Genomic DNA, 16,781 nt, shown 5'->3' on the forward strand with positions numbered 1-16,781 from the left:
CGATAGACAATGGCGGGTAAAACTCAACTTAAGAAACAAGAAAAGCAATTATCTCCACTCGATCTGACCCCTTCTGACGGTAACAACCTCGAAAAAGTTGCCCCCGTTAAACATTGGTCGATCGAAGATAGCGAAAATCTCTATCGCATCCAAGGCTGGGGAGAACCCTATTTCTCGATCAATGCCGCAGGAAATATTACCGTCTCGCCCCAGGGAGAAAGGGGCGGTTCTTTGGACTTATACGAGTTAGTTTCGGCGATTAAGCGGCGTAATATCGGTTTACCCCTGCTAATTCGGTTTAGTGATATTTTGGAAGACCGGATCGAGCGCCTGAACGCCTGTTTTAACCGAGCGATCGCCCGTTATAATTATGCCAACGTCTATCGCGGTGTCTATCCGATCAAGTGCAATCAACACCGTCACATCGTCGAGTCTTTAGTGCGTTTTGGCAAACCCTATCAATTTGGGCTGGAGGCTGGTTCAAAACCTGAGCTAATGATTGCTTTAGCGACCCTAGAACCTGCCTTAAACGGCAAAAATGACAAAACACAACCCTTGCTAATTTGTAACGGCTATAAGGACAAAGAATACCTGGAAACTGCCCTATTGACCACTCGTCTCGGTCATCGGCCTTTGATTGTCATCGAACAATTGGAGGAATTATATTTAACCCTGCGCGTCAGTCGTCAGTTAGGAATTGCCCCTCATTTGGGAGTGCGTGCGAAACTGGGGACAAAAGGGGTGGGCCGTTGGGGATGTTCCACGGGAGACCGGGCCAAATTCGGTTTAACCGTCCCGGAAATCTTAACGGTGGTGACGGAATTAGAACAAGCGGGGATGTTAGATTGTCTGCAACTGCTGCACTATCATATCGGGTCGCAAATCTCCGCTATTAGCGTTATTAAGGATGCCATTCGCGAAGCTAGTCAGATTTATGTGGAATTAGCAAAATTAGGGGCAAATATGACCTATCTCGATGTGGGGGGTGGTTTAGGGGTCGATTACGATGGCTCAAAAACTAACTTCTACGCCTCAAAAAACTACAATATGCAGAATTATGCCAATGATATCGTGGCTGAGGTCAAGGAAGCTTGTGAAGATGCCCAGATTTCACCCCCAATTCTCATCAGTGAAAGTGGCCGGGCGATCGCTTCTCATCAATCGGTGTTAGTCTTTGATATCTTGGGAAGTAGTGAGGTTCCCCAAAATCCCCCCGATCCCTGCAATGGGAAAGAACATCTTATCCTCCGTAATCTCTGGGAAACCTACACGGGTATCGATGAGCGCAATTATCAGGAAGCTTATCACGATGCGGGACAGTTCAAAGAGGAGGCGATTAGTCTGTTTAATTTCGGTTATCTCAGTCTCAAGGAACGAGCTAGAGCCGAACAATTGTACTGGGCTTGTTGTCACAAAATTCTGCAAGTGGCCCGACAAGAGGATTATGTTCCCGATGACTTGGAAGACTTAGAGCAAATTATGGCCTCAATTTATTATGCCAATCTCTCGGTTTTTCAGTCAGTTCCCGATAGTTGGGCGATCGATCAACTATTTCCAATTATGCCGATCCATCGTCTCGATCGAGAACCTACTCAAAGAGGAATTCTCGCCGATTTAACCTGTGATAGTGATGGTAAAATTGCCCAGTTTATCGATTTGCGCGGGGACATAAAATCAGTTTTAGAATTGCATCCGTTGGAGTACAAAAACGGTAAACATTCTCCAGAACCCTATTATCTAGGAATGTTTTTGGTGGGTGCTTATCAAGAGATTATGGGCAATTTACATAATCTTTTTGGCGATACTAACGTGGTACATATTCAGATGAGTCCCAAGGGGTACGATATCGAGTATCTAGTCAAAGGAGATACGATCACGGAAGTATTAAGTTATGTGCAGTATTCTGCGGAAGACTTGTTAGAAAGAATTCGTCTTCGTTGTGAACAAGCTTTGCAGGAAAATCGCATGACTGTGGAAGAATCCCAATTACTCCTACAGGATTATGAACGCAGTTTGCGGCGTTATACCTATCTAGTGGGTGGGGATTGATGATTGCTCTTGCCGATCGAGTAATCGATCGAGGATGATAGAAAATAGACAAAATAGATAGGCAGTAAGGGGAAGCAGTGGAAAAGGGAACGCTGGTAGAATTTCGGGTGCAAGGAGAAAGGCGCTTAGGGGTGATCGATCGCCCAGAAGGTAAAAAAGATTGGATCGTCATCGATCAGGGGGGAAACCCGCATAAACTGCGTCCCCAACGCTTCGATTACATTATCAAAGCAGGTCCATCCAACTATAAAGAGATCGGCAATTTTCTGCGGGAAGTCCAACCCTATCTAGATCCTAGTGGTTTAGAAGTGGCCTGGGAATTATTAGCCGGGGAAAATCAGTTAGTCACTCCCGAAACCATGGCCGAGATCCTCTTTTCCGATCGCAGTCCGCAGTTTTGCTATGCAGCCCATTGTCTCTTGAGTGATGATAAAGTTTATTTTAAAAATAAAGGGGATGGTTACGAGGCCCGCTCGGAAAATCAGGTAGAGGAAATCAAACACCAGCTAGAGGTAGAACAACAGCGTCAACGGGAAAAAGGCCAATTTCTCCAACGTCTCCAACAGACCCTGGCCGGTGAAACGGTAGAATGGTCAGAAAGCGATCGAATTCGTCTGGAATCTCTAGAAAAATTTATCCTCCAACCCGAACAAAAATATCCAGCAGCCATGGAAATACTCTCGCTGCTGGGCCGTTCCCAAACCCCCGAGGCTGCTTTTGAATTGTTAGTCGATTTGAAATGGTGGAGTAGTCACGAAAACCTTTTCCTGCGACGCAGTTCCTACCCTGTTCAATTCTCGAAAAAGGTACTTGATGTGGCGCGTCTTAATTTACTCAATCCCCCTGCGGATGCGGATGTCAACAATCGTCTCGATTTAACCCACCAAAAAATTTATACCATCGACGATGAAAGTACCGAGGAAATCGATGACGGATTATCGGTGGAAATGCTCGCGGATGGTGGTCATCGTCTCTGGATCCATATTGCCGATCCTAGCCGTTTAGTGCTTCCCGATGATGAATTAGACCTAGAAGCGCGTCGTCGCAGTACCAGTCTCTATCTTCCCACGGGAATGGTTCCCATGTTTCCCCTAGAATTGGCCGCAGGTCCAATGAGTTTGGTACAGGGTAAACTTTGTCCTGCCTTGAGTTTTGGGGTAATCCTCGATGAAACGGGAGCGATCGCCGATTATCGGATCCATCCTAGTACAATTAAACCCACCTATCGCCTCACCTACGAAGATGTGGATGAAATGTTACATCTGGATCTGCAGCATGAACCGGAAGTGAAGATTCTCAACCGTTGGGCCAAACAACGCCACGCATGGCGCAAATCTCAGGGATCGATTAACATCCAAATGCCAGAATCATCCATTAAGGTGAAGGCTAACGACGAAATTATCATAGAATTGCAGGAAGTTTCCCCATCTCGGCAATTGGTGGCGGAAATGATGATTCTAGCTGGAGAAATCGCCGGTCGCTACTGTCAGGAACACGAGATCCCCGTGCCTTTCCGGGGACAACCACAACCGGAATTACCCCCCGATGAGGAGTTAATTTTACTACCTGCAGGCCCAGTGCGTTCCTGTGCCTTGCGTCGCTGTATGCCGCGCAGTGAGATGACGACGATTCCTAACCGTCATGCTAGTCTGGGATTGAATACCTATTCCCAAGTAACTTCGCCAATTCGCCGTTATACTGACCTTTTGACCCATTTTCAACTAAAAGCCCATCTCCGGGGCGATCAACTGCCTTTTACCCGGGATAGAATGCAGGAAATTCTCTATAGTGTCGCTAGTTCGGCCCTGGAAGCCACCTCGGTGGAACGGCAAACTAATCGTTATTGGAGTTTGGAATTTTTGCGACGACAGGGAGATCAAGTCTGGCAAGCTTTGGTATTGCGCTGGCTGCGGGAAGAGGAAAATTTAGGCTTGATTTTATTGGAGGAATTGGGGTTAGAATTACCCCATCGTTTTGAGCGATCGGTATCTTTAGGCGATCGCTTTCAAGTACAAGTTAGTCGCTCTGATCCCCACCGCGATGAGATCCGTTTTCGCGAGTTATCGGGTTTTGTCTCCTCCCAAGCAAGTTAATCTCTCGCGGAGACAGAATTCAGGAGTCGGGAGATAGGGGTTTAGGGAAATTTCAGCCAAATGCTCCACTCCCCTCTACCCTCTCCTTGAGTTAGCAGGTTCGTCATCTGATCCGTCTATTTCGGGTGCGGAACCTCTTGGCAGACTTTAAATACCGAACAATTTATTATACTAAATCCGTTGAGTATAGGCCACATATCAGGAGAGGCACTCATGCAAGAGGCAAAAGGGAGAATAATCGCTCTTCTGGAACTTTCGGAAATCCCCGACCGAATCCAGATTCTGAAACCCTTGCTTGACAAGTGATCGCTAACTTTTTTTCTAATAAAAACTCAAATTTGGCTCTCTTGGATTTGGTGGGTAAAATGTATTCTAAGATACATTCCTCCTAGCGAGGGGGTGGAACGAACCACAAAGACACAGAGGACACAAAGATTGACCGATCCTATGTAAGTTAAACTTATCACACAGAACCTAGAAGAGCCGAAGAGCGATAAGCCGTCAGCTTTTTGCTGTGATCAGTAAACAGTAAACTGAAAACTCAAATCCGATCCCTGATAGCTGTCTCCTGACTCCTGACCCTACTAACAAACTTTTTCAGAAAACCCTACTCACTTTTCACCCGATCTGCCCGGTCTTGCTATTGTTAAAAGTATAGAACCTCCGAAAAAGGTCTCAACTCTGTGCAGTTAAAACAAGTCATCATCGCTCATAAGGCCAACCATCCCCAAAGTAAAGCATGGGCGGAAAAATGCGCTAAACAGTTAGAAGCCCGTCAGTGTAAAGTTTTAATGGGACCCAGTGGCTTTAAAGATAATCCCTATCCAGTATTTTTAGCCTCAGCATCGGAAAAAATCGACCTTGCCATCGTTTTGGGGGGAGATGGAACCATTTTAGCTGCCGCTCGCTATTTAGCTCACGAAGACATTCCGATTTTAGCGGTGAATGTCGGCGGCCATCTGGGATTTTTAACGGAACCCTTTGATATTTTCCAGGATACGGAGACGGTCTGGGAGCGTTTACAATCCGATCACTATGCGGTACAACAACGGATGATGTTAACGGCCAGAATCTATGAAGGGGATAAAAGAAATCCGCAGCCAGTGAGCGAGGCATTTTATGCCCTGAATGAGATGTGTGTGAAACCCGCTAGTATCGATAGGATGCCCACCTCAATCCTCGAAATCGAAGTGGACGGGGAAATAGTAGATCAGTACCAAGGCGACGGACTATTAGTGGCTACTCCCACGGGATCCACCTGTTACACCGCTTCCGCTAATGGTCCGATTATACACCCCGGCATGGAAGCGATCGCTGTCACCCCGATTTGTCCCTTGAGTCTCTCCAGTCGGCCGATTGTCATTCCCCCAGCATCTCTGGTCAGTATTTGGCCTCTAGGAGACTACGAGTTAAATACTAAACTCTGGATGGATGGTGCTTTAGCCACTTCCATTTGGCCCGGGCAATGGGTGGGAGTTACTAAAGCCGAAAAATTCGCCCAATTTATTATCCTGCGGGAAAGTTATTCTTTTTATCAGACTCTACAGGAAAAACTGCAATGGGCCGGGGCGAGAATTCATTATGATGGCAATCGTCATAATTAGGGTTTGCGGCAAAAAGTTTTTCGTGGGGACAGGGTGTAGGGTGTAGGGTTTTACCGATTTTGAGGGGGTCAATTACCTAATTTTCAGGGAAAAAGTCCCTGAATTTTCCCCCCAATCACTCCAAAGGTCGACACTTTTTGAGGGAAAAAAAGTCTAAAAACCTTATCCAACAAGGTTTTTAGATTTATTGAGCAAACCCTAAGTATATCTTCTAAAATTGGTCATTACTTCCGATTTTATCAGTAAATCTAGGCTTTTGGGGGTAGAACCCCCCAAACCCAGAAGCGCATTTGCTGATTGTCGGTATTTCTGCAAGAGAGGGTCAAAAGTTGTCAAAATATTTGACAAAGTTGCCACTTTATGGTAAGAAATTGGGTTATTATTATCCCTTAAATTTTAAATTTCATCCCATCCAGTTAAGCCAGAAGACATAACATAACTGGTAACAGTTGCTTCAAAAAAGTTAGCTTTGGTGTGGCCTTCTTTTTTGGTATCGGAAAAGCGTTCCAGATGATTATAGGGACTTTTGTTATACTTTTCTTCCCTGTATAAAGGCTCAAGTCCGATCGCTTTTAGCCGAATATTAGCGAGGTATTTAGTGTACTGTTCGGTACTGTATTCGGTAATACCTAAAATGTCGTTGCCAACGATGTGATTTGTCCAGCGACATTCGTGTTTAACGGCACTATCGAACATCTCATAAATCTGTTCAACGGAATGGGGAAAAATTGCCATGGCTTCGGGAATAAGTTTTTGATACAAACGGACGTGACTTAATTCGTCCCGGTTGATCATTTTGAAAACGTCAGCACTACCGGACATTAGCTGTCGAGAAGCGAGATTATAGAAAAAGATAAAGCCGTTATAAAAATACAAACTCTCCAGTAAATAGTCGGCAAGAAGAGCGATAAAATAGCTTTCAGTAGTTTGTTTATCGATGTATTGCTGGTAGAGACTAGCAATAAATTCACAGCGATCCTTGAGAACTTTATCGGTGCGCCAAAAGTCATAAACTTCGCCTCTGCGATCCGAGGGAATAATCGTTTCAATTAAGTATTGATAACTTTGATTGTGCATGGCCTCTTGAGAAATTTGTTCCGCCATACAAAGACTAATTTCTGGCGCAGTGACGCTACCTTTTAGGTGGGGAATATTACAGGTTTGCACGGAATCAAGAAAAGTTAGATAGGACAAAATACCATCATAAGCATATCTTTCTTCGTCGGTAAGATGCCCGTATTCAGTCACGTCTTGAGTGATATCTAAGCGTTGCGGGATCCAGAAATTTTCCCGCATTTGTTGATATAAACCCACCGACCAGGTGTAGCGGACATCGTTTAACTGCATCAGGTTGGTGGTGTTACCAAACCAGATCGAACGGTTTTCGATCGCATCATCTCCCGCCGGATTGAAGATCGGGGAAATGGGCATCGAATGGCAAGAATTAACTAAATGTAAGGACATGACTACTTGGACATTAAGGCACTTTTAGTTTATAATAGGTTTTCGGTAAAAAGTCAAATGGTTTGATTAGGGATAAATTCAAAATCTAGGGCTTCTGCCAAAGTAAATGGGCAATCGTTCGAGAATTTCTCTAGGTTTATCCCTGTTTCAATAGCGGCTTTTTTTCTGGCCTTGTTATAGCATTTTTTAAAATTTTCTTCTGTTAAAAAACTCTTAAGACTAGGGCTATTTTCTAAATCTTCTTCGATTCTCTCGCGATGCTCAAAAAGGTTTAATGCCCAGCTTCTGGTTTGTTTTTCTGGCTCTTGTAAGTATTTTAGTAAATGCCATAAAATCACGCTCAGATTGCTTTTTAATACTTTTTGTTGACTGATAGATATAGATTTTATTTCTTCAATTAAATTCTCTAAATCTAATTCAGAAAATTGATGATTTTCTAGCAAAAATATGGTTTTATCTATCCAGGGATAGTAGTCTTTTTTGTATAAGTTCTTTTCCATAATTCGCCAATTCAAAAATGAAACGCATCAACCTCAAGAGTTGACAAAGAAATGCTCATCAGGTACTGTCTGATCATTAACAAAAACAAATCAGACCCAAAAACGAAGCCCCCAACATCTTAACATAGAACAAAGAAACTTGCTCTACCAACTTAGTCAAGAGGGAAATTTATCGTATAACTGCTAAAATAGCAATGACTAAAATATCGGTTAATAAATGTTTTTGGGTTGGGGACACTCTCGGTTCAGGAATATCGGCTCTCCCAGGTTTGGTGGGTAAAATGTATTCTAAGATACATTCCTCCTAGCGAGGGGGTGGAACGAACCACTCCAGACACAAAGGACACAAAGATCGATCAATCCTATGTAAGTTAAACTTATCACACAGAACCTAGAAGAGCCATTAATTTTGCTGAGATACTTAAAAAGTAAAAAAGGGGTTGGGGGAAGAACCTCGGCCTGACTGTAGCCAATTTGACAGAATTAATCGATAGATAAGAGTAGATGGAAGTAACTAGGATAAGTTCGCAGTTTTTAGCAATCTTATCCCGTTTTTTCCCTGTAAATGCTGTATCTGTGCGGCTTTTCCCAATTATCTCCCTCAACACTCCTACCACTTAATTTCCATGCAGGGTTATAATTGTATTAAGATGTGTAACAATTCTCTGGCAAACCCTTGACAAAGGATAACAAATCTGCTCTACCAAAAAACAGGAAAGGTTTTATTTCTATGACATTAATTCAAACCGCCCAATTATCGCTAGAAACTTTGGCTTTAGCCTTTTTTAAGCAGACAGAAGGACGCTGGCAATCCCAGAGACGTTATTACACCCTCACCCAAGAAACGGAACCCCAAGAAGTTATCAGCGCCATCGAGATTAAATATTTACCCCAAGGCAGCGAACCATTAATTCAACTGGCCCGTTTACATAATCTGGAAGATACAGTTCTATTAGGTGGTACGGAAGTGACTTGGCAAAGTAATTATCTCCGTCCCCAGAGTAAAAAACCCTCCAACGGTTCCACTATATTCGGTATTTTAGATAATATTCTCTATCGCGATCGGGGATTTGCGACGGATAAACCCGTTAGTGCCATTTATACCTTTCCTAACCCCTCTACTCTCTGTCTGAGAACAGAATACGCCGGTTCTGTCTTTGAAGAAGAAATTAAACTCATCGGTCAACAATATCGCACCCGACAAACTATTATCTCTCGCGCCGGTCAAGAATTGATGATCGGTCAATATCTAGAAAAACGGGTCAATTAGTCAAAAAAATGGCGGCTATTCCCATAATTTTGACTTCTATCCTAGGAATAGGGCTGAAATCAAATCAGCCCTTCCCATAACTCCCCTTTAAACCGGGGTTAAATTGTCTTGATTCTGACTAGCGAGAAACTTCTCTAATTCCGTAATTGCATCGGCATCGACTTTAGTTTGCATCGGACAGAATTTCGGTCCACACATCGAACAAAACTCCGCAGTCTTATAGATATCTGCGGGTAAAGTCTCATCGTGGTATTCCTTAGCGCGATCGGGATCCAAGGATAACTGAAATTGACGATTCCAATCGAAATTATAACGAGCGATGGAGAGTTCGTCGTCACGATCCCGCGCCCCGGGACGATGACGGGCGATATCTGCCGCATGAGCCGCTATTTTGTAGGCAATTAAGCCATTTCGCACATCTTCAGCGTTGGGTAAACCGAGATGTTCTTTCGGGGTGACATAACATAACATCGCCGTCCCGTACCAACCCGCCAGAGCCGCCCCGATCGCCGAAGTGATATGATCGTATCCGGGGGCAATATCGGTGACAAGGGGACCGAGAACATAGAAAGGTGCTTCGCTACACTCCTCCATTTGTTTTTTCACATTAAATTCAATTTGGTCCATGGGAACATGGCCCGGTCCTTCCACCATCACCTGTACATCGTGTTCCCAAGCGCGACGCGTTAGTTGGCCGAGGGTTTTCAATTCCGCTAATTGGGCTGCATCGGAAGCATCGTGGGTACAACCGGGACGTAGGGAGTCACCGAGACTAAAAGAAACGTCATAACGCTTGAAAATCTCGATAATTTCGTCGAAATGGGTATAGAGAGGATTTTGCTTGTGGTGGTGTAACATCCACTTAGCAATAATACCACCCCCCCGGGAGACAATCCCGGTCAGACGGGTTTTGACTAAGGGCAGGTGTTCGATGAGGATTCCCGCGTGAATCGTCATGTAATCCACCCCTTGCCCGGCGTGTTTTTCGATAATATGGAGGAAATCTTCGGGGGTGAGTTTTTCAATATTGCCGTGAACACTTTCCACCGCTTGATAGATGGGTACAGTACCGATGGGGACAGGAGAAGCATTGATAATCGCGGTGCGAATTTCGTCCAAATTACCGCCACCGGTGGAAAGATCCATCACCGTATCCGCGCCGTATTTGACCGCTAGGTGTAATTTTTCCAGTTCTTCGTTAATATTCGAGGAGTTAGGGGAAGCCCCGATATTAGCATTAACTTTACACTTAGAAGCAATACCGATCGCCATGGGTTCGAGGTTGAGGTGATTGATATTAGCGGGAATAATCAGTCTTCCTCGGGCGATTTCGCTGCGAATCAATTCGGGAGAGAGATTTTCCCGTTTTGCCACATACGTCATCTCTTCGGTAATTATCCCCTGACGGGCGTAGTGCATTTGCGATACATTTGCTTGTCCGCGCCGGGGGGCAACCCATTCTTGTCTCATAATTTTATTTCCTCTGTAAACAGCTTCCCTACGCTGGAATTACCCAGTCTCAGGTTCTAAGGGTCTTTCTCAGCCTGATTGCCTCAGACACCCCTAGCTATGACGGCAATTGTATCACTGTTGACCACTGAGGAGATCAAGCTTAAGATTGTTGTTTGATTAGGCGGTTATCAGTTATCAGTTATCAGTTATCAGTTATCAGATGTGAGTTTTGGCTCTTCTGGTTTCTGTGTGGAAACGAGGTCTATACTGATAGTTTATTTAACAAAATAGTCCTAAAAGTCTTTCCCAGTAAACATTTCACGATTTCATAAGCAAAAATTATCACACAAAGTCGAGAAGATCCGAGTTTTCAGTTCACTGATTACTGTTTACTGTTTACTGTTCACGGCAAAAAACTTCCCACTTCCCCACTCCCTTGCTGATTCCGAAAAAAAGGGGCAGGCAAAAGCCTACCCTAGGATTAATTATCAATCAAACCTTAGACATCGTAGTAGAGAGAGAACTCGTAGGGGTGGGGACGTAAGCGCATCGGGTTAACTTCGTTATCGAGTTTGTAGGTGATCCAGTTTTTGATAAAGTCTTCGGTAAAAACACCAGAATCGGTCAAAAAAGCGTGATCTTTTTCGAGACTTTCTAGTGCTGCTTCTAGAGAACCGGGGGTAGAGGGTATTTTTGACAATTCTTCGGGACTGAGTTCATAGATATCCACATCGAGAGGTTCTCCCGGTTCAATTTGATTTTTAATCCCATCGATACCAGCACAGAGCATAGCTGCAAAAGCGAGGTAGGGATTAGAAGTCGCATCAGGACAACGGAATTCTAAACGTTTAGCTTTCGGGTTGCTTCCCGATAAAGGAATCCGAATCGAAGCGGAGCGATTACCTTGGGAGTAGGCCAGGTTTACCGGGGCCTCAAAACCGGGGACGAGACGCTTGTAGGAGTTGGTGGTGGGGTTAGTTAAAGCTAAGAGTGCGGGAGCGTGTCTAAGCAAACCACCGATATAGTACAGTGCCATTTGGCTGAGTCCGGCGTATTTATCCCCAGCGAACAGGGGTTGACCATCTTTCCAGATAGACTGGTGAACGTGCATCCCGGAACCATTATCGCCAAAGATGGGTTTAGGCATAAAGGTGACGGTTTTACCGTATTTCTTAGCCACGTTCTTAATGCAGTATTTGTAGGTCATCAAGTAGTCGGCGGCCCGTACTAGGGTAGAGAATTTAATCCCTAACTCGTTTTGACCACCAGTAGCGACTTCATGGTGATGTTTTTCGATGGGAACTCCGCAGTCGGCCATGGTTAAGAGCATTTCCGTGCGGATATCTTGAGAGGTATCGGTGGGACTAACGGGGAAATAACCCTGTTTGTAGGCGGGTTTATAGGCAAGATTTCCGTCTTTTTCGTCTTTACCGCTATTCCAACGACCTTCGACACTATCCATGTAGTAATAGCCGGAGTTGGCGGTTTGGTCGAAACGAGCGCTATCAAAGAGGAAAAATTCTGCTTCTGGTCCAAAAAATACAGTATCACCTAAACCGGTACTGCTCAGATAATCGATCGCTTTCTGAGCAATAGAGCGAGGATCACGGCTATACCATTCACCGGTTCTTGGTTCTTTGATGCTACAGATCATGCTTAGGGTGGGTTCCTTGTAGAAGGGATCGATCCAAGCGGTGGTAGGATCGGGAACCATGGCCATATCGGATTCGTTAATTGCTTTCCAACCGCGAATACTGGAACCATCGAAGGCAACACCATCGCTGAAAGAGCTTTCATCGATTTGGTCGTAGTAGAACGAGCAGTGTTGCCAGATACCGGGCATATCAATAAATTTTAGGTCAATAATCTTAATATTGTTGTCCTGAATCATTTTCAAGACTTCTTGTGGCGTTTCGGGCATGGAAAACTCCTTTGACGTATGGATCGGTTCTTAAGCTTCTCAAAAAACCCATCCTAAACAGTCACTTTGTCCAGTTTTGTATTTTTCGATACAAAATCTTTGATCCTAGCTTGAAAAAATCTGTAATTTTCTTGTTGAGTTCGGTAATCGCCCGGAATGGCGATTTGCCTATCAGCTTCTACTGCCTCTTGCCACACCTCAAGGAGGTTCGTTTGTGCAAACATTGGCCGTCTGGAGATTTTCTGCTCACTGAAAAGCTTCCAGGGTAATGATTTGGTAGTAGTGGCGTAGCCCTCTTGCTTACCTGGTAGGAAGTGTGTAAAGTATTTATTAATAAAAATAATTGGAACCCGATCAGTCTTTGAACCTCCTCAGAAAACTGGTGATTTTCTAGTAAAGATATGGTTTTCTTTATCCAGAGATAGTAATCATGTTCGTATAAGTTCGTTTCCATAATTATTCCCATTATTTTGATATTTCAGGAAACCAATCCTCATTTAACGCCTGTTCTATAGTACAAATTGGAGCTAAACTGACCAAATTTTCAGCCATTCCCGATAATTCGATAAAAGAAATACGAGCTTCTTGAAAAGAGTTGTTAAAAATTTCAATCAGATAAGGCTGTAAACTAGGACTATCGGCAATAATTTTTTTTATGGCACGACGAAAATTCCTAATTTCATTTTTCCATCCTCTTTGATTATATTCTAATTACGACTGCCAGTAAACCAGTTTTAGCAAATGTTCTAATAAGCGAGTTAAATAACTTTCTAAACTTCGTTTCTCACTTTTACCAATGCTGCTAATTTCTTCAATTAAATTCTCTAAATCCAAATCAGAAAACTGATTATTTTCCAGTAAATTAATGGTTTTATCTAACCAGAGATAGTAATCCTGTTCGTATAAGTTCTTTTCCATAATTATCCCCCATTATTTTGATATTTCAGGAAACCAATCCTCATTTAACGCCTGTTCTATAGTGCAAATTGGAGCTAAACTGACCAAATTTTCAGCCATTCCCGATAGATCCAAAAATAATTTACGAGCATTTTGATAACAGGGCAAGAAAATTTCCGATAGATAGGACTTTAAACTGGGACTGTCTTCAATAATTTGTTGAATTCCTAGGCGAAAATTCCTAATTTCATTTTTCCATCCTCTTTGATTATATTCTAATTCTGATTGCCAGTAAGCTAGTTTCAGCAAATGTTCTAATAAGCGAGTTAAATAACTCTTTAAGCTTTGTCGTTGACTTTTGCCCATGTCGCTAATCTCCTCGATGAGATTATCTAAATCCAAATCAGAAAACTGGCGATTTTCTAGTAAAGATATGGTTTTCTCTATCCAGAGATAGTAATCCTGTTCGTATAAATCACTCTTCATTGCTTAATCCTCTCCGAGAAACTCAGGAAACCAATTTTCATCTAAAATTTGGTTGATTGATCCAATAGGTGTAGCACTTAAAAGTCTTTTATCGATGCCAGAACCTTCGACAAATAGATGGCAAGCATCCTCGTAACATTGATCGAGAATCTCGGTGAGATAAGATACTAAGTTTGTATTATAGTTTCCATCCTTTTTGTTGCTAATAATTCTTTTTATTTGAATGCGAAAATTTAAAATCTCCCGTCGCCACTTGTTTTTATTGTAATCGCGCTTAGATTGCCAATAAGTTAATTTAAGTAAATGTTCCAAGAGTTTAGTTAGTAAACTCTCTAACTTCTGACGTTCTCTTCTGGACATATCTTTTATTTCTTCAATTAAATTTTCTAAATCCAACTCAGAAAACTGACGATTTTCTAGTAAAGATATGGTTTTCTCTAACCAGAGATAGTAATCCTGTTCGTATAAAGTCTTATCCATAGCTGTGATTAGGTGATCAATAAAACTCACTTTAAATTATATAAAAAAATTAAGGTGGGCATTGCCCACCCAAGTTAACTTTAATTAGCGCAACTAGAACAACTATCATCAGACTCTCGAAAATTGTCCTTTTGTACGGTGCGGACATAATAAATCGCTTTACACCCCAATTCCCACGCCATGATTAGAGTATCAAAGATATCTTTAGCAGTGAGACAACGGTTAGGTTCTGCGGGAAAGTAAACCCCTTCATTGAGGTTGAATAATAACTCCATAGAAATCCCCGTATCGATCCATTCTTGCATAGTAGCGATCGCTTTTACCACCTGCTGCTGTTCGAGATTTTTATTCTCTGGATAAAACCAGAAAGCTTCTTCAATAAAAGGTGGTGCGATGGGAACGGTTCCCTTTGCCCATTTATCGTAGAAAAAGCGACTATAAACCGGCAAAACACTAGCGGTACATCCCTGTACCAAACTGGAGGAAGTATTAGGAGCAATGGCGGTAATATGGGAATTACGGATGCCAAATCGTTGAATATCTTCGGCTAATTGTTGCCATCTTTGCGGTTGCACTGCGTTATTTAAAAACCATTCCACTGGTTTGGCACCGATTAATTTACCTTGACTCCATTCGCTACCCAAGAAAGCTTGATAAGCGCCGCGTTCTTTGGCTAATTCCATCGAGGAATAGGTACACCAATAGCCAATTTCTTCAAATAAATTACTAATTTCTGACAGGTTATTGTAGGATAATTTCCGTTTAGCTAACCAGTCAGCCAATCCCATCGCCCCTACCCCAATAGTGCGATATTTATCGTTGTGGTTTTTAGCATTATCAAAGGGAGGGTTAGTGATATCGATAGTATTGTCGAGAATTCTGACAGCGATTTGACAATTAGACTCGATTTCTTCCTTGTCGATGTTGGCTAAATTAAGGCTAACTAAATTACAGCAATGGGCAGTTTTATCCGGGGTGACATTCGAGAAACTCTCCGTGCATAAATTTACACCGGGGATATAGCCATCGTGTTTATTAGGATTAGCGCGATTGATGGTATCTTTGAAGGCAATGTAGGGCATTCCTGTTTCTACTTGGGAACGCATGATACTTTTAAATAAGTCCCGGGCATTGATTTTTTTATAGAGGAGAACCTCTTTATCTAAATTAGCCTCTACTAAACGATAAGCCTCTTCGAATTCTTCCCCCCATAGTTCCGCTAATTCTATACCTAATTTTGTGCGAACTTCGTAGGGATCTACTAATGTCCACTCGGCTTTAGTTATCACCCGACGCATAAATTCATCGGTGATAACTAATTGGGGAAAAACATCATAAGCTTTGCGTCTTTGATCACCGTTTTCTGTTTGCATTTCCAGAAATTCTGGCACATCTAAATGCCAGATGTCAACACCGATAGTTACTGCCCCGGCGCGTCTTCCCCCCTGATTTACTGCAATAGCTGTATCGTTGAGTAATTTAATCCAAGGAATAATCCCCCCAGAAGCATTAGCTTTCCCCATTACCCAGCTACCAGTGGAGCGAATTCTACTCACATTCACCCCGACACCGCCACCATTTTTGGAGATGCGGGCAGCATTAGTAATCTCGCTGAAAATGCTTTCTAAACTGTCATCAATGGAAAGTATAAAACAACTGGTTAGGGAACCTTTGGGTGTGCGTAAATTGGCTAAAATTGGGGTAGCAAGAGAGATTTTTCTTTGAGCAATTGCTTGATAAAATTTCTTAGCCCAGGGGAGTCTATTAGCCGGCTCTTCCACAGTGGCAAGCAGTAAGGAACAGGTTAATAATGCCTCTTGGGGTAACTCATTTTTGAGTAAATAACGGCTAGTGATTAACAATGCCCCAGCGTAATCATAATCGATATCCCAATCGGGATTAATCCAAGAACCGGCTTCTTTTAATTCTGCCTCGGAATAGATGAGAATTCTTTCGTCGTACAGGCGATTTTTAACTTGAGTTTTGACGGTTTTCTCGTAATTTCCGTACTGATAACCCCGGGCGACTAAGGTATCTTTCCAAAGACTCCAAATATGCAATCTTCCCGCCACATAGCGCCAATCCGGTTCCTCGGGACTACACATTTCTAGGGCGCAATTGATTAAATTATCCTGTATTTCCCTAGTGGTAATCCCATCCCGCAGGCGTGTGGTTAAACCCGCTTCTAAGGCAATAGAATTGACTTTTTTACCTTCACAAGCCCACTCTACCACGTCGCGAATTTTGCCGATATTTAAGCTGGTGGTGGAACCATCGCGCCGAATCACTCTAATTCCATGGCTGCCCATATTAGCTAAAGGGGTAGAACGAAAGGGTATTACTTCGTTATTTTTGTGAATGGAGACGGCAGTAGTCAAGGGCTTCGATTGCATAATTGGGAAATTGCGGCGTTAAAAAACTTGACAAATTAATCTATTTGTACTAGAGCATTCTATCAGATTTTCTGGGAAAACACAACATCTAGCGTGTTAAATAATTTTATCACTCTATATGTGGTATAACCAGGATTATTTTGTTCCCTAAAAACCGTGTTTTGGATGACAT

The 16,781-nt window shown here is 42.9% G+C and carries 12 protein-coding genes, 2 pseudogenes and 1 riboswitch; of the genes and pseudogenes, 4 read left to right on the forward strand and 10 right to left on the reverse strand.

The features are described 5' to 3' along the window. Window positions 1–9: 9 nt before the first annotated feature. The 3 genes from speA to EWV60_RS08760 all read left to right on the forward strand — a co-directional run bounded on the left by speA (window position 10) and on the right by EWV60_RS08760 (window position 5,746). The gene (gene speA / locus EWV60_RS08750) at window positions 10–2,049 is read left to right on the forward strand and encodes a biosynthetic arginine decarboxylase (RefSeq protein ID WP_123230232.1); all 2,040 of its coding nucleotides are present in this window, start codon (window positions 10–12) and stop codon (window positions 2,047–2,049) included. A 77-nt stretch (window positions 2,050–2,126) separates the two neighbouring features. Beyond that, window positions 2,127–4,142 carry a ribonuclease catalytic domain-containing protein gene (locus EWV60_RS08755; RefSeq protein ID WP_287231902.1) on the forward strand — a complete coding sequence of 672 codons (2,016 nt, stop codon included), beginning with the start codon at window positions 2,127–2,129 and terminating at the stop codon, window positions 4,140–4,142. Window positions 4,143–4,825: 683 nt separating this feature from the next. Further along, window positions 4,826–5,746: an NAD(+) kinase gene (locus EWV60_RS08760; RefSeq protein WP_002751885.1), complete on the forward strand. Its 921-nt coding sequence runs from the start codon at window positions 4,826–4,828 to the stop codon at window positions 5,744–5,746. A 396-nt stretch (window positions 5,747–6,142) separates the two neighbouring features. Here the strand turns inward: EWV60_RS08760 and EWV60_RS08765 are convergent, their stop codons facing one another. Together EWV60_RS08765 and EWV60_RS08770 are read right to left on the reverse strand one after the other, a co-directional pair. Beyond that, window positions 6,143–7,210 carry a ribonucleotide-diphosphate reductase subunit beta gene (locus tag EWV60_RS08765; protein WP_024970214.1) on the reverse strand — a complete coding sequence of 356 codons (1,068 nt, stop codon included), beginning with the start codon at window positions 7,208–7,210 and terminating at the stop codon, window positions 6,143–6,145. 53 nt (window positions 7,211–7,263) lie between these two features. After that, on the reverse strand, window positions 7,264–7,710 hold the full coding sequence (locus EWV60_RS08770) for a DUF29 domain-containing protein (RefSeq protein ID WP_287231905.1): 447 nt from the start codon (window positions 7,708–7,710) through the stop codon (window positions 7,264–7,266). A gap of 730 nt (window positions 7,711–8,440) precedes the next feature. On the opposite strand from EWV60_RS08770, the gene EWV60_RS08775 reads away from it, so the two are divergent. Next, window positions 8,441–8,980, forward strand: coding sequence for a phycobiliprotein lyase (locus EWV60_RS08775; RefSeq protein ID WP_159290762.1), 540 nt, complete (start codon window positions 8,441–8,443; stop codon window positions 8,978–8,980). Between the two features lie 87 nt (window positions 8,981–9,067). Here EWV60_RS08775 and thiC read toward each other — a convergent pair whose 3' ends face one another. The 8 genes and pseudogenes from thiC to EWV60_RS08815 all read right to left on the reverse strand — a co-directional run bounded on the left by thiC (window position 9,068) and on the right by EWV60_RS08815 (window position 16,609). After that, a complete protein-coding gene (gene thiC, locus EWV60_RS08780; RefSeq protein ID WP_002751876.1) occupies window positions 9,068–10,450 on the reverse strand; it encodes a phosphomethylpyrimidine synthase in 1,383 nt (460 codons plus the stop codon). 8 nt (window positions 10,451–10,458) lie between these two features. Continuing rightward, window positions 10,459–10,555, reverse strand: a riboswitch (TPP riboswitch). Between the two features lie 376 nt (window positions 10,556–10,931). Further along, window positions 10,932–12,353 carry a type I glutamate--ammonia ligase gene (glnA, locus tag EWV60_RS08785; RefSeq protein WP_002751874.1) on the reverse strand — a complete coding sequence of 474 codons (1,422 nt, stop codon included), beginning with the start codon at window positions 12,351–12,353 and terminating at the stop codon, window positions 10,932–10,934. A 53-nt stretch (window positions 12,354–12,406) separates the two neighbouring features. Next, entirely contained in the window at window positions 12,407–12,577 is a 171-nt protein-coding gene (locus EWV60_RS08790) for a hypothetical protein (protein WP_016515827.1), read from the reverse strand. A gap of 128 nt (window positions 12,578–12,705) precedes the next feature. Further along, a pseudogene (locus EWV60_RS08795) lies at window positions 12,706–12,807 on the reverse strand (DUF29 family protein); the annotation flags it as partial. 11 nt (window positions 12,808–12,818) lie between these two features. Further along, window positions 12,819–13,271 (reverse strand): annotated as a pseudogene (locus tag EWV60_RS08800) (DUF29 domain-containing protein). Between the two features lie 12 nt (window positions 13,272–13,283). Continuing rightward, complete coding sequence (locus EWV60_RS08805; RefSeq protein ID WP_024968827.1) at window positions 13,284–13,736, reverse strand: DUF29 domain-containing protein; 453 nt, start codon at window positions 13,734–13,736, stop codon at window positions 13,284–13,286. A 3-nt stretch (window positions 13,737–13,739) separates the two neighbouring features. Beyond that, entirely contained in the window at window positions 13,740–14,216 is a 477-nt protein-coding gene (locus EWV60_RS08810) for a DUF29 domain-containing protein (protein ID WP_002777793.1), read from the reverse strand. An 80-nt stretch (window positions 14,217–14,296) separates the two neighbouring features. Further along, window positions 14,297–16,609, reverse strand: coding sequence for a ribonucleoside-diphosphate reductase subunit alpha (locus EWV60_RS08815; protein ID WP_287231910.1), 2,313 nt, complete (start codon window positions 16,607–16,609; stop codon window positions 14,297–14,299). Between the last annotated feature and the right edge of the window lie 172 nt (window positions 16,610–16,781).

It is taken from the genome of Microcystis sp. Msp_OC_L_20101000_S702, assembly GCF_007095705.1.
GTDB lineage: Bacteria > Cyanobacteriota > Cyanobacteriia > Cyanobacteriales > Microcystaceae > Microcystis > Microcystis ichthyoblabe_A.

Excerpts from the sequence above, each read along its gene's own strand:
- EWV60_RS08810 (WP_002777793.1), bottom strand. The coding sequence starts at position 14,216 with ATGGATAAGACTTTATACGAACAGGATTACTATCTCTGGTTAGAGAAA.
- EWV60_RS08770 (WP_287231905.1), bottom strand. The coding sequence starts at position 7,710 with ATGGAAAAGAACTTATACAAAAAAGACTACTATCCCTGGATAGATAAA.
- EWV60_RS08805 (WP_024968827.1), bottom strand. The coding sequence starts at position 13,736 with ATGAAGAGTGATTTATACGAACAGGATTACTATCTCTGGATAGAGAAA.
- speA (WP_123230232.1), top strand. The coding sequence starts at position 10 with ATGGCGGGTAAAACTCAACTTAAGAAACAAGAAAAGCAATTATCTCCA.
- glnA (WP_002751874.1), bottom strand. The coding sequence starts at position 12,353 with ATGCCCGAAACGCCACAAGAAGTCTTGAAAATGATTCAGGACAACAAT.
- EWV60_RS08790 (WP_016515827.1), bottom strand. The coding sequence starts at position 12,577 with ATGTTTGCACAAACGAACCTCCTTGAGGTGTGGCAAGAGGCAGTAGAA.
- EWV60_RS08765 (WP_024970214.1), bottom strand. The coding sequence starts at position 7,210 with ATGTCCTTACATTTAGTTAATTCTTGCCATTCGATGCCCATTTCCCCG.
- thiC (WP_002751876.1), bottom strand. The coding sequence starts at position 10,450 with ATGAGACAAGAATGGGTTGCCCCCCGGCGCGGACAAGCAAATGTATCG.
- EWV60_RS08815 (WP_287231910.1), bottom strand. The coding sequence starts at position 16,609 with ATGCAATCGAAGCCCTTGACTACTGCCGTCTCCATTCACAAAAATAAC.
- EWV60_RS08775 (WP_159290762.1), top strand. The coding sequence starts at position 8,441 with ATGACATTAATTCAAACCGCCCAATTATCGCTAGAAACTTTGGCTTTA.